The sequence below is a fragment of the Dyadobacter sp. BE31 genome, from assembly GCF_031457695.1.
In the GTDB taxonomy this organism is placed as follows: domain Bacteria; phylum Bacteroidota; class Bacteroidia; order Cytophagales; family Spirosomataceae; genus Dyadobacter.
In genome coordinates this window covers 549,977-562,002 of sequence record NZ_JAVDXA010000001.1, presented here as the reverse complement: position 1 = coordinate 562,002, position 12,026 = coordinate 549,977, and the positions used below count along the sequence as shown (strand labels likewise).

Below are 12,026 nucleotides of genomic sequence, written 5' to 3'. Positions count from 1 at the left end.
ATTGGTTGGTATTGGTTAACGTAGAAAAAACCTACCTTCCAAAAAGGAAGATAGGTTTTTAATATACTTGTAAGATCGACAATTATAAACCCAGCACCTTGCGATTAAATGCCTCATCTGCACCGGTTCCGGCGAAATCATCAAATGCTTTTGTAGTTACTTCGATAATGTGGCTTTCGATGAACGGTGCGCCTTCCGCCGCGCCTTGTACGGGCGACTTAATGCAGCATTCCCATTCCAGAACCGCCCAGCTGTCGTAATCGTATTGAGACAGTTTCGAGAATATGGCTCCGAAATCTACCTGTCCGTCGCCGAGTGAACGGAAACGTCCCGCGCGATCGGCCCAGCCTGCGAAGCCGCTGTAAACACCTTGCTTGCCGCTAGGGTTGAATTCCGCGTCTTTTACGTGGAATGCCTTAATGCGATCGTGGTAAAGATCGATAAATTGGAGGTAATCCAACTGCTGCAACACGAAGTGACTAGGGTCGTAGTTGATGTTCGCACGGGTATGGCCGCCGAGGTAGTCCACAAACATCTCGAATGTAGAACCATCGAAAACGTCTTCGCCAGGGTGTAATTCATACGCTACGTCCACGCCGTTCTCGTCATACACGTCCAGAATTGGCTTCCAGCGGGCCGCGAGTTCTTTGAACGCGGTCTCAACCAAGCCGGCAGGGCGTTGAGGCCATGGGTACAGGAAAGGCCAGGCCAATGCACCGGTAAATGATGCGCTGGCTTTCAAACCCAGTCTGCGGCTTGCCTGCGCCACATATTTCAAATGCTGCGTAGCCCATTCAGCACGTGCTTTCGGGTTCTTGCGAACTTCCGGCACTGCAAAATTATCGTACATTTCGTCGTACACAGGGTGCGAAGCCACCAGCTGGCCGATAATATGCGAAGCCAATTCGGTGATTTGTAGTCCTTTGTCTGCCAGTTTGCCTTTCAGTTCGTCGGCATAAGTCTGCGACTCCGCAGCTTGCTTCACGTCGATCACGCGCGGGTCCCAGGTAGGAAGTTGGAGGCCTTTGTAGCCGAGCCCGGCCATGTAGTCGGCAATGGTATCCAGTGAGTTGAACGGCGCTTCATCGCCAAGGAATTGGGCGAGGAAGATACCGGGGCCTTTTATTGTTTTCATAAATTTTAATGATTGAATGACTGAATGATTGAATGACTGAATGAAAAATGATTGAATGACTGCGGGTAGTTACTTGGCGTTTTTGCGGGCCTTGGAGAGAATTTTGATGAGTTCTTCTGCTTCGTCCATCAGCGCTTTCAGCTTTTCGGAGGGGAGAATCCCTGCTTCGGATATTATCTCCATCCAGAAGAGTGATTCATCCGCTTCTTCAACAGTTACGCTCATCTTGGCAAAGAACTCATTCCGACTTCTTGCCCTGCACACAGCTCGATAATTGGCTCCGACAGACGACGCTGATCGTAGAAACTGCTTCCCAACAACCCGTGCTTCCTCTGTCGGCGGCAATGCTTTAAAGACTCTAATGCTCCTCAATACAAACTGCTTAGTGCGCCCCTGCAACTGAGAGACAAAATCCTTTTTATCATCAGCCATATTCATAGTGTGTTTGCAAAAAGCACAGACGCCCTATTCAATCATTCAGTCATTCAATCATTCAAAATTAAATTGTTACCCAAGCCTCCTTCTTATTGCTTTCCAAAATCCTCTCGCAAATCAGCAATTCACGGTAGCCGTCGGCGAAGGTTGGGAATGTTGGATTCTCCGGCTGCTTACCGGCTGCAATGGCCGCGTAAACTTCCTTGAACATTTGTTTTGAGGTATCCGGGAAGCCTTCGTTGTGGCCGCCTGGGAAGGTGATCGTCGAGCGTACGTCCTCGTTCACGAGCGATGGGTCGCGCATGAGGATTTCGTTCGCCTTGTCGCGGTTACCGATCCACATTTCGTTCGGAGCTTCTGAGCACCAGCTGAATGTCTTTTTAGAACCCGAGATTTCCAGTGACATGCGGTTTTTACGGCCGGCCGAAACCTGTGAAACGGTGATTACCCCTTTGTTTCCATTGTCGAAACGTAGCAATACGTTCGCGTGGTCCTCGGTATTGATAGGTACATCGGCGTAGTCTTCCGGTTGCAGCAATTTACCCGAATAAGTCTCAACGGCTTTCAAGGGCTTTTTGCGGGTTTTGTGTACGGTATTGAAATCCGCCAGAACGGCAACGGTTTTCAATCCGGTAATGTATTCCAGAATGTCCATCAGGTGGGAGCCGATGTCCGCGATCGCGCGTGAATCGCCGGATTTGTCCGGTTCGAGGCGCCAGTTGTAGTCGGTTTCGTAGAACAGCCAGTCTTGCAGGTACGAACCGATGAACGAATAAATCTCGCCCAGTTCGCCTTTTTCACGCATCGACTTCATCTGGCGCGCCAGCGGATAGTAACGCAGGTTGAAGTGAACCGCATTCACTAGGCCTGTTTTCGCAGCCAGTTCCACGAGTTCTTCCGCTTCCGCGAGGTCTTTTGCCAATGGTTTTTCACAAATCACGTGCTTACCGGCGAGCAATGCCGCTTTCGACTGTGAGTAGTGTAAGAAGTTAGGCGTACAAATGTGGACAGCCTGAATGTCATCCTGTTTCAGCAGTTCATCGAACGTGTAGGAACGTGCAATGCCAAGCGCGTCAGCTTTTTCCTTGGCCAGTTCTGCGGTCACTTCGCAAAGTGCGGCAACTTCTACATTAGGAAGACGTCTCAGTGCTTCAATATGTGCAGGGCCAATGAAGCCTGTTCCGACAACGCCAACTTTGATTTTGTTCATAAATGGGTATGGAATGATTGGTGAAAAACAGTCCGCTCTCGCGGGTTAAATTGAGATGTACAGTAATTGATTGCGTATTCAGGATCAGAAGTTGGTCCATTTCGTTTCCGTCTTGTTCGAAGCAATGACGGCGTCGATGAACTTCATACCTCTCAAACCATCTTGTGCGGTTGGGAAATCGTACACCGGATCGGCCGTTTTACCTTCCCAGTAAGCCCTCACATGAATGGCGAAGTTGCGGTAGAGATTGGCGAAGGCCTCGAAATAGCCCTCGGGGTGGCCGGCCGGGATGCGGGTATGCACCTGTGCAGCCTTGGACAGGTTACCCACGCCCGTACGGATGATGCGTGTGCCCTGGTTGGTTTTGTGAATCAGCGTATTAGGCTCCATTTGCTTCCATTGCAGGCCGCCGGTTTCGCCGTAGACGCGGATATTCAGGTCATTTTCCTCGCCGTTGGCGATCTGACTGTTTTGTAGAATGCCTTTGGCGCCGTTGTTGAAGCGGAGTAGAATATTGGCATCATCATCCAGCAAACGGCCTTCCACAAATATTGTAAGGTCGGCGCAAATCTGGGTGATTTTGAGTCCGGTGATATATTCAGCCAGGTTTTCGGCGTGGGTACCGATGTCACCGAGCCCCCCCGCGGCCCCCGAACGCTTCGGATCGGTGCGCCATGCGGCCTGTTTGTTGCCGGTAACTTCCACCAATGTAGCCAGCCAGCCCTGCGGATATTCCACAATTACCTTCCTGACTTCTCCAATGGCGCCCGAGGCGATCATCTGGCGGGCCTCCTTTACCATCGGGTATCCGGTGTAGTTATGCGTGAGGCAGAAAACGAGGCCTGATTTCTCAACCACAGCCACTATCTCTTCCGCTTCTTCGGTATTGAGTGTAATCGGTTTATCACATACGACGTGGAAGCCATTTTCCAGCGCAAGCTTCGTAGGTGCAGCGTGCATATGGTTGGGTGTAACAATGGAAACAAAATCCATGCGTTCCCCTTCCGGCAGTTGCTTTTCTTTCAGGATCATCTCCTCAAAGTCGTTATAAACCCTGTTTTCAGGCAGATATAGCGCTTTTCCGGTTTCCTTAGACTTGGCAGGATCGGAGCTGAAAACTCCGCAAACCAGCTCAATTTCTCCATCCATGATCGCTGCACGGCGATGGACCCCACCAATAAATGCATCCAGGGACCCGCCTACCATGCCCATTCTGATCTTTCTTGACATTCCAGTTGGTTTAAGGTTTTTGTAATAGATTATACAGATAAGAAAGTGCCTTCGGAGAGACTCTTACTTCCTACAAATATAAATTTAAGACATAAAAAACATTGCTTAGGAATAGCGAAATGCAGTAGAATTCCCCGGACTTTGTTTTTTTTGTGAAATCTTTGAATAAAAATAGTATCCCGAAATCAATCATCTAATTCAAATAATCAAACCCATTTAGTCACATGTCCCAATCAGTTAACAGCGGCAGGCTCTTCAATGCAAGTTGTTTTGCGCTCATAACCACTGCATTCTCATTCAGTATCCGTGCAGGGATTCTGCCCCAGCTGGGCACCGAGTTCAACCTCACGGCCGAGCAACTGGGCTTTATCAACTCGATGTGGTTCTTCGGGTTCCCGCTCGCAATGATCATCGGAGGGCTCGTTTACCACACGATCGGTCCGAAAACGATCATGCAGGTGGCATTCGTTTGTCACGCGATTGGTATCATCATGACGATTTATTCGGGCGGCTACACAGGTCTTCTGATCTCCACATTCCTGATCGGGGTAGGTAACGGCTGTACCGAAGCTGCTTGTAACCCGATGATCGCGGATTCTTACGAAGGGTTGCAAATGAGCAAAATGCTCAACCGCTTCCACATGTGGTTCCCGGGCGGTATCGTAGTAGGTTCTTTGATTTCGAAATTCATGACGGATTCGAACCTCGGCTGGCAGGCACAAATCTGGGTTATTTTGATCCCTACCATCATTTACGCGTTCCTTTTCTGGGGACAGGCATTCCCTAAACCACACGTGGATGGTGTAACTTCAATCGGCGAGAACCTGAAAGCGATGGCTTCGCCGCTGTTCATTTTCATCTTCGTTTGTATGGCATTTACTGCAATCAGCGAGTTCGGTCCGCAGCAATGGACAGGCTTGATCATGAGCAAAAGTGGTGCAAGCCCGATGCTGATCCTTGCATTGGTAACGGGTCTGATGGCGATCACACGCTTCTTCGCCCACCCGATTGTGGCGGCAATAGGCCAAACCGGTATTCTGTGGGGTTCTTCGATCCTCGCTGCGGCTGGGATCTACCTGTTTAGCACTGTAACCGGTCCTGCGGCTTATGCAGCGGCGGTGATCTTCGCGATGGGTGTAGCGTTGTTCTGGCCAACCATGATCGGTTTCGTCGCTCAGAACGTGCCTTTGAGCGGTGCATTGGGAATGTCTATCGTGGGTGGTATCGGAATGTTCTCGACGGCTATCTGGCAGCCGGTGATCGGTAAATGGCTGGATGACGCCAAAGCAGAGAAACTGGCGGCAGGTCTTACCGGCGACGAAATGGAGTTGGCAGCCGGTCAGGCGACGCTCAGTACGATGGTGATGTTCCCCGCATTGCTGATCGTCGCATTCGCTATCCTGTATTTCTGGATGAAAGGACGTAAAACAGTAACTACCTCTTCGGCGGCAGTTCACTGATTTTAGCTGATATAACAATACAAAACGGGCGCTCATAAGGCGCCCGTTTTGTATTGGTGGCATTTTAAAAAACATTATCTGAGCTTTACGATCGTCACGCCCGCCCCTCCGCGGTCCGCGTGCTCGTCGTACATCCCTGCAACCTGCTTGTACCCGCGCAGGTGGTTGCGTACGAGCGTACGCAGGATGCCGTCGCCTTTGCCGTGTACAATGCGCAGCTCGTCATAGCCGAGCATAATGGCATTGTCCATAAACTGATCGACTAGCCCGAGCGCCTCCTCGCCGCGTTTACCACGCATATCGAGGTTGAAACTGAAATTGAGCATCCGCTCGTTCATGTCCACACCTTTGGAAGTTGTTTTCAGCCCTTTTTCCCCGGTAGCGGCACGGTAGGTTTTGCGCGATACTTTTTCGAGGCGGTTGAGCTTCACATTCGATTTCAGGTCGCCAATGCGGATTTCTGCATCCTTCCCTTTGATCGAAAGTACTTCACCAATGGCCGTCTGCCCGCTGATACGCACGTAGCTGCCCGGCGTAATGTCGCCGCCTTCCGGTTCATATTCCTCTTCGACGGGCTGCGTTTCGGTCACTTCCGCCAGTTTCAGGTTGTTTTTACCAAAATTTTCGAGCGTAGTCCGCACGGTTTTGGTCTTTTCCTTCTCGGCTTTATTTTCCTTGATCTCCCTGATAGTGTTCTCGATCAGCTGATTCGCATCCGAAAGAAGGTTTTTAGCCTTTTGCTTGGCCTCATTGACGATTTTCTTCTCGTTGTTTTCGAGCTTCTCCTTCAATGCGGTATAATCGGCTACCTGCTTGGTCAGCTTACGCTCTTTGATTCCGATCTCGATGTTCTTTTCCGCAAATACGCGCCGTTCGATATCGAGCTCTTTCAGCAGTTTTTCAAAATTCACCTGCTGCGTGCCGAGCTTCTCTTTCGCACGGGCCACTACCGCTTTCGGCAACCCTATTTTAGAAGCAATTTCAAATGCAAACGAGCTGCCCGGTCGGCCGATTTCCAGTTGGTACAGCGGCTCCAAATGCTCGCCATCGAAGCGCATGGCCCCATTCACGAGTCCTTCGGTTTTATCGGCAAGTACTTTCAAATTGGTATAATGCGTGTTAATCATCCCGAAAGCACCCGATTTGGTCAGGTTTTCCAGAATGGCTTCCGCAATGGCCCCGCCGAGGCCCGGTTCCGTTCCGGTACCGAACTCGTCGATCAGGAACAGCGTCCTTTTGTTGGCCATCGATAGAAAATGGCGCATATTGGTCAAGTGCGAGCTGTAAGTACTCAGGTCGTTTTCCAGCGACTGCTCATCGCCGATATCAATGAAGATATTCTGGAAAAAGCCCATGGAAGAGCCTTCGAGCATTGGTACCAGCAATCCGCATTGGAACATGTACTGAATCAATCCCACAGTCTTCAACGCCACCGACTTACCACCGGCATTCGGCCCGGAAACGATGAGAATGCGCTGTTTTTCCTGCAATTCAATATTCAGCGGGATTACTTTCTTGCCCTGCTTCTGGAACGACAAATGCAGCAGCGGATGCCGTGCCTCGCGCCAGTCGATAAACTGGCGGTTTTCGAACGGTGGGTTAATGGCCCCCATTTCGCCGGCTAATCTTGCCTTCGCGCGTAGGAAGTCCATTAGCCCCAGGAAGCCGTAAGCCTTTTGCAAATCGGGTACGAAAGGACGGATATAGGCCGTCAGTTCGAGCAGAATGCGGTTGATCTCCCGGCGTTCTTCATATTCGAGCTCGCGGATTTCATTATTGGATTCGAAAACGTCCGTGGGTTCGATGAAGACGGTCTGGCCTGTCGCTGATTCGTCGTGGATAAACCCGCGTAGCTTCCGTTTGTGCTCGGCGGCAACGGGAATTACCATACGGCCGTTGCGGACGGTCAAAGAGACATCGTCGCCGATCCATCCATTGCTTCTGGCCGATTTCAAAATCGTATCCAATTTTTTACGAATACCGGCCTGTTCGGAAATCAGCCGCTTGCGAATGCGTGCGAGCTCGGGCGAAGCCGAATCACGGATCTGGCCTCGATCATCGATGATGCGATCGATGGCGTCGGTAACCGCCTTTTCAACCTTGATCGTTTTGGCATATTCACCCAGAATAGGAAATGCATCGGGCTCCTGGCTTTCGAAAAAGCGCAGGCAAAGGCGGATTGTCAGCAACGACACTTTCAGGTCCGAAAACTCGGGCTGTGTGAGCAGCATTCCTTCAATGGAAGCGCGTTTCAAATAGGGCGTCGCATCGATGTAGTTCTGGGAAGGGAAATTCTCTCCCAGTTCGAGTATGCGCTGCATTTCGGCGGTCTGGCTCACCAGCTTCTCGACCATGCCGAAATTCTCTGAAAACCGTATTTTTTCGACAAAGCCCTGTCCCAAAGAGCTGATACAAAGCTCTTTCAAACGTTCCCTCAGCTTGTCAAATCCCAGTTTTTGTTCTAATGTATTGGGGTAAAGCATTTCTAATGGCTATCGGCTGTCGGCGATCGGCCGTCAGCACGGTGATTGAATGGCAATCGGCTGTCGGCAATCAGCCGTCAGCACTGTTAGTTAATGTAAATTTTTGGATCCTGAGTAGCCGACTGCCGATAGCCGACAGCCGACTGCCGTTCTAAAAAACGTTCCGTATCTCCTCTTTCAAAACCTTCAAAGCGTGCGTCGACGGCTGGATTTCCTTCTCGATCACGTGCGAAAAAACTTTTTTGGCGAGGTCTGCTGCCGGGGCGTCAGCGCTGACTTCTGCCGCAGCCTGATTCACAATTGCCACAGTTTCATTCATCGCATTCACGATTTGCTCCCAGGCATGGGTACTCACATAGAGCTGCTGCGCCACATTGTGGTTGTACTCCTCCCGGATCTCGTGCAGGATAATCTGTTGCAGTTCCAGCGCGCTTATCGCCGAAGGTACCAATCGAAGTAACAGGTTATTAGGGGTAATACGTTCCAGAAAGAGGCACATACGCTCGTACGCCTGCAAGCGCAGAGGCAATGTGATTTCGATGTTTTTGCTACGGATATCCCAGCGCTGCTTCTCAAATATCTTGTTGGCAACGGTCGTAATGGTGAGGTAAACGCCAAATGTTACGATAACGCCGAGTACCAGAATTGTCAATATCCAGATATATTCCATGGTGTGAAATTGTAATTTTATGCCAAAATGAGGCACAAAATTAAAGGATTAGCTGCATTTGGCAGATATTTTATTTCAAAACGCGAATGGAACAGCGGCAGTTTGCGTTAACTGGTTTATCGCAACCAAGAATAACGAGCAGGAATGGATAACCCGATTCAATTGACCGAAGCAGCAAGGCTGGAAATCAGGACGACACTGGAAGCCAATAAAATTCCGGATACCTACGGACTTCGGGTAGGGTTAAGAGGGGGTGCGTGCAGCGGATCTTTTCTGCTTGGGTTCGACACAGCCACAGAGCATGACCAGACATACCTTATCGAGGGAATTAAGGTACTGATAGACAAGCGCCATCTGATGTATGTGATCGGCGTGTCGGTGGACTTTGAAGAGGGGGCGAACGGCAGCGGTTATACGGTTTCCGCCGCTGAAAAACTCAAATAAGTGTTTTGATCAATCTTCAACGGTTACATGCTTCCAGTTCTCTCCCGAGCGAATCCGATTGAGCTGGGTATGTGTAATTCCGAACTGTTTCGCGATCATTTTTAAACGGTTATTATCGTTTTTCAAAAGCTTCTTGATGATCCGCACTTTGCTTTCCGTCAGCTTGTAATTTTTGGTACGCCGTGGGATTACCCGGTTGATGAACGCAGGGTTTTCACGGTTGTGATCGATCATTTCAGCCTTTGTAACCCATTTCAGGTTTTCGTAGTGATTGTTCTGCTTATCGAAATCCAGGTGGATCACGAAGTTATGATCGGCATCCGGCTTTTCCGCAAAATGCTCAGCAACAAGTTTATGTACATAGCGGTTGATGGTCTTGCCACCTGCTACGCGAATATTCAATGACCTATATCCCTGAATGACAGAGCCTTTGATTACGACACCTTCTTTTGGGTTGTTTTGAAAACTTTTCAACCTGCCATAGTTGGATACTTCGTAATGGGGAGCGTTCTCGATCTCGTCGAATATAATTTTTGCCCACTTTTCGTTCCAGAAGCTCCGGCTTACATTTGATTCATTCATTTTGATAAAAGCTGTTATTATAGTTTCTTAACGTTGTACGATCGATCATGCCTCCGGGGCTCTCCGGGAATCGGGAACGATCTTTTGGTGTTTCAAAAAGTGTGTGTGGCTGTTGCAGATACTGCTTTGCAGCCCTTATTTGTTTTATTAAATTGATTTGGCATGAAACGTACACTCATCATAGGAGCGACTTCCAATCCTTCCAGATACGCTTACCTGGCTGCACAGAAACTCAGGCATTATGGTCATCCCATTTTACTCATCGGACGCAGGAAAGGTTTTGCATTAGGAGAGGAAATCAACACAGACAAAACTGACTGGAAAGACGTAGATACTGTCACACTGTATATCAATCCGAGCCACCAACCTGAATACTACGATTACATCGTTTCTCTAAATCCTAAACGCGTTATCTTCAACCCTGGTACAGAGAATCCTGAATTTAAGGATATTTTAATTGATAAAAATATCATACCAATAGAGGGGTGCACTTTGGTAATGCTGTCGACCGGACAATTCTAGTCCGGGTACCTTACCATCTGATTAGTGCCGACGCCCACGTAAACCCGCTTCCGAATGCCGCGAGGCAAACCAGGTCGCCTTCTTTTACTTTTCCAGTCTCCCATGCTTCCGTCAAAGCGATCGGGATGGACGCGGCCGTTGTATTTCCGAAACGTTGTAAGTTGTTGATAACCTGCGATTCAGAAAGGCCAAGCTGCTGGCGGACGTAGTCGCTGATCCGGATATTTGCCTGGTGCGGAACGAGCAGATCAATATCGCCGGCCGTATAGCCATTAGCCTCCAACGCTTCCTGGATTACCTCGCCGAAGCGCACGATCGCATGTTTGAAAACGGCATTGCCGTTCATGTATACATTGTGCCCGCCTGCTTCGATCACCTCCTGGCTCACGGGCCGACCTTCGCGGCTGCTGCCCGGATCTTTTACAAAGAGCTCCTCGGCAAACCGGCCGTCGGCGTGGAGGTGTGTAGATAATATACAATGTTGGGGATCGTCCGTGGCGGAAACCACAGCAGCACCAGCGCCATCCCCAAAAATAACTGCCGTATTACGTCCCGCCGTGCTCTTGTCGATCCACGAGGACTGAATTTCCGAACCGACGACCAATGCCGTTTTGTACATCCCCGATTTGATGAACTGGTCGGCAATGGAAAGCGCGTACACAAATCCCGAGCATTGTTCACGGATGTCGATCACCGGTTTGCCGTCCATGCCGAGCTCGCGCTGCATCAGAAATGCGGAGCCCGGAAAAAAGTAGTCGGGGGTGATGGTAGCGTACACGATCACGTCAATATCGTTCGGCGTAAGCCCTGCCCGGTCCAAGGCCTGTCGCGATGCAGCGGCAGCCATGCTGTAATTGGTGTCCTTTCCGTATTCGAAATACCGACGTTCCTGAATTCCGGTCCGCTCGCGGATCCATTCATCGGAAGTTTCCATCCATTGGGTAAGGTCGTCGTTGGTGATGATATTGTCGGGAACGTAAAAGCCTAAGCCTGTAATGCGGGAGAATGCCATGCTAGTGGGGATGGTTCAAAACTGCTGAGGGTTAAAGGCAGAAAAGAACGGTATTTAATACTAAAATGATAATAATAAGCAACATACGTTGCCGCAAAGACTACAAAAATGCAAAAAAAAGTCTTCGGTACCAATTCAAGCCTGCTTTTTAGTGACGTTCGCGGCAATGGAAAGAAGTACGTAAACGACCAGTATTGCCGGGATAGCGAGGAATTTCAATGTAGCAAGCAGAACCACGACAGCACCGATTAGAATGAAGCGTGCCTCGTTACCCTTCCACCCGAAATTCTTGAATTTGAGCGCGATCAGCGGAAGCTCCATCACCAGTGCATACGACATGACCACACTTAGTATGAGTAGGTTATTGGTGTTAATAATGATATTCTTCCACATCTCGCTCTCCGTATGGACGATCAACGGCAAAGAGGCGATCAGCATCGCATTCGCGGGCGTGGGTACACCGATGAAGGAGTCCGACTGGCGCGGATCGTTGTTGAATTTCGCCAGGCGGATCGCCGAGAAAATCGCGATGATGAATGCAGGGTAAGCTTTCCAGATACCGAACAAGTCGGGAATACTTTGCATCAGCAACTGATACATTATAATCGAAGGAAGCAACCCAAATGTGACCATATCAGCCAGCGAATCGAGATCGCGGCCAATGGGAGAGGTTACTTTCAGCAGGCGGGCGATAAAGCCATCCAGAAAGTCGAATATCAACGCGACGCCGATGAGCACGCAAGAAAGCAGCAGGTTGTTGTGGAATGCTTCCACCACGCCAATGCAGCCGCAAAGCAAATTTCCGCAGGTGAGGGCATTAGGGATGTTGCGACGGATCATAGG

General features: G+C 49.8%; 12 protein-coding genes. 3 read left to right on the top strand and 9 right to left on the bottom strand.

The features are described 5' to 3' along the window. Window positions 1-82: 82 nt before the first annotated feature. The 4 genes from J2Y43_RS02465 to J2Y43_RS02450 form a co-directional block, all read right to left on the bottom strand. The gene (locus J2Y43_RS02465) at window positions 83-1,135 is read right to left on the bottom strand and encodes a sugar phosphate isomerase/epimerase (protein WP_223401336.1); all 1,053 of its coding nucleotides are present in this window, start codon (window positions 1,133-1,135) and stop codon (window positions 83-85) included. A 69-nt stretch (window positions 1,136-1,204) separates the two neighbouring features. Next, the gene (locus J2Y43_RS02460) at window positions 1,205-1,567 is read right to left on the bottom strand and encodes a four helix bundle protein (protein WP_309981406.1); all 363 of its coding nucleotides are present in this window, start codon (window positions 1,565-1,567) and stop codon (window positions 1,205-1,207) included. Between the two features lie 67 nt (window positions 1,568-1,634). After that, the gene (locus tag J2Y43_RS02455; RefSeq protein ID WP_309981407.1) at window positions 1,635-2,780 is read right to left on the bottom strand and encodes a Gfo/Idh/MocA family oxidoreductase; all 1,146 of its coding nucleotides are present in this window, start codon (window positions 2,778-2,780) and stop codon (window positions 1,635-1,637) included. An 84-nt stretch (window positions 2,781-2,864) separates the two neighbouring features. Then, window positions 2,865-3,992, bottom strand: a complete 1,128-nt coding sequence (locus J2Y43_RS02450; RefSeq protein WP_309981851.1) for a Gfo/Idh/MocA family oxidoreductase — start codon at window positions 3,990-3,992, stop codon at window positions 2,865-2,867. Between the two features lie 242 nt (window positions 3,993-4,234). On the opposite strand from J2Y43_RS02450, the gene J2Y43_RS02445 reads away from it, so the two are divergent. Then, window positions 4,235-5,470 (top strand): MFS transporter, encoded by a 1,236-nt coding sequence (locus tag J2Y43_RS02445; RefSeq protein ID WP_309981408.1) that lies wholly within the window; start codon window positions 4,235-4,237, stop codon window positions 5,468-5,470. A gap of 74 nt (window positions 5,471-5,544) precedes the next feature. Here J2Y43_RS02445 and J2Y43_RS02440 read toward each other — a convergent pair whose 3' ends face one another. Continuing rightward, a complete protein-coding gene (locus J2Y43_RS02440; protein WP_309981409.1) occupies window positions 5,545-7,953 on the bottom strand; it encodes an endonuclease MutS2 in 2,409 nt (802 codons plus the stop codon). Window positions 7,954-8,104: 151 nt separating this feature from the next. Further along, the gene (locus J2Y43_RS02435) at window positions 8,105-8,623 is read right to left on the bottom strand and encodes a hypothetical protein (protein ID WP_309981410.1); all 519 of its coding nucleotides are present in this window, start codon (window positions 8,621-8,623) and stop codon (window positions 8,105-8,107) included. A 144-nt stretch (window positions 8,624-8,767) separates the two neighbouring features. Here J2Y43_RS02435 and J2Y43_RS02430 point away from each other — a divergent pair, with 144 nt between their 5' ends. Then, complete coding sequence (locus J2Y43_RS02430; RefSeq protein WP_090373522.1) at window positions 8,768-9,067, top strand: iron-sulfur cluster assembly accessory protein; 300 nt, start codon at window positions 8,768-8,770, stop codon at window positions 9,065-9,067. 9 nt (window positions 9,068-9,076) lie between these two features. Here the strand turns inward: J2Y43_RS02430 and J2Y43_RS02425 are convergent, their stop codons facing one another. Further along, window positions 9,077-9,649 carry an NUMOD4 domain-containing protein gene (locus tag J2Y43_RS02425; RefSeq protein ID WP_223401341.1) on the bottom strand — a complete coding sequence of 191 codons (573 nt, stop codon included), beginning with the start codon at window positions 9,647-9,649 and terminating at the stop codon, window positions 9,077-9,079. A 162-nt stretch (window positions 9,650-9,811) separates the two neighbouring features. On the opposite strand from J2Y43_RS02425, the gene J2Y43_RS02420 reads away from it, so the two are divergent. After that, window positions 9,812-10,171, top strand: a complete 360-nt coding sequence (locus J2Y43_RS02420) for a CoA-binding protein (protein WP_223401342.1) — start codon at window positions 9,812-9,814, stop codon at window positions 10,169-10,171. Window positions 10,172-10,181: 10 nt separating this feature from the next. Here J2Y43_RS02420 and J2Y43_RS02415 read toward each other — a convergent pair whose 3' ends face one another. Together J2Y43_RS02415 and pssA are read right to left on the bottom strand one after the other, a co-directional pair. Beyond that, window positions 10,182-11,183 carry a beta-ketoacyl-ACP synthase III gene (locus J2Y43_RS02415; protein WP_309981411.1) on the bottom strand — a complete coding sequence of 334 codons (1,002 nt, stop codon included), beginning with the start codon at window positions 11,181-11,183 and terminating at the stop codon, window positions 10,182-10,184. 135 nt (window positions 11,184-11,318) lie between these two features. Then, the gene (pssA, locus tag J2Y43_RS02410) at window positions 11,319-12,023 is read right to left on the bottom strand and encodes a CDP-diacylglycerol--serine O-phosphatidyltransferase (protein WP_309981412.1); all 705 of its coding nucleotides are present in this window, start codon (window positions 12,021-12,023) and stop codon (window positions 11,319-11,321) included. Between the last annotated feature and the right edge of the window lie 3 nt (window positions 12,024-12,026).

Bases quoted from the DNA above. Each gene is read 5' to 3' on its own strand.
- J2Y43_RS02465 (WP_223401336.1), bottom strand. From the start codon at position 1,135: ATGAAAACAATAAAAGGCCCCGGTATCTTCCTCGCCCAATTCCTTGGC.
- J2Y43_RS02460 (WP_309981406.1), bottom strand. From the start codon at position 1,567: ATGGCTGATGATAAAAAGGATTTTGTCTCTCAGTTGCAGGGGCGCACT.
- J2Y43_RS02455 (WP_309981407.1), bottom strand. From the start codon at position 2,780: ATGAACAAAATCAAAGTTGGCGTTGTCGGAACAGGCTTCATTGGCCCT.
- J2Y43_RS02450 (WP_309981851.1), bottom strand. From the start codon at position 3,992: ATGGGCATGGTAGGCGGGTCCCTGGATGCATTTATTGGTGGGGTCCAT.
- J2Y43_RS02445 (WP_309981408.1), top strand. From the start codon at position 4,235: ATGTCCCAATCAGTTAACAGCGGCAGGCTCTTCAATGCAAGTTGTTTT.
- J2Y43_RS02440 (WP_309981409.1), bottom strand. From the start codon at position 7,953: ATGCTTTACCCCAATACATTAGAACAAAAACTGGGATTTGACAAGCTG.
- J2Y43_RS02435 (WP_309981410.1), bottom strand. From the start codon at position 8,623: ATGGAATATATCTGGATATTGACAATTCTGGTACTCGGCGTTATCGTA.
- J2Y43_RS02430 (WP_090373522.1), top strand. From the start codon at position 8,768: ATGGATAACCCGATTCAATTGACCGAAGCAGCAAGGCTGGAAATCAGG.
- J2Y43_RS02425 (WP_223401341.1), bottom strand. From the start codon at position 9,649: ATGAATGAATCAAATGTAAGCCGGAGCTTCTGGAACGAAAAGTGGGCA.
- J2Y43_RS02420 (WP_223401342.1), top strand. From the start codon at position 9,812: ATGAAACGTACACTCATCATAGGAGCGACTTCCAATCCTTCCAGATAC.
- J2Y43_RS02415 (WP_309981411.1), bottom strand. From the start codon at position 11,183: ATGGCATTCTCCCGCATTACAGGCTTAGGCTTTTACGTTCCCGACAAT.
- pssA (WP_309981412.1), bottom strand. From the start codon at position 12,023: ATGATCCGTCGCAACATCCCTAATGCCCTCACCTGCGGAAATTTGCTT.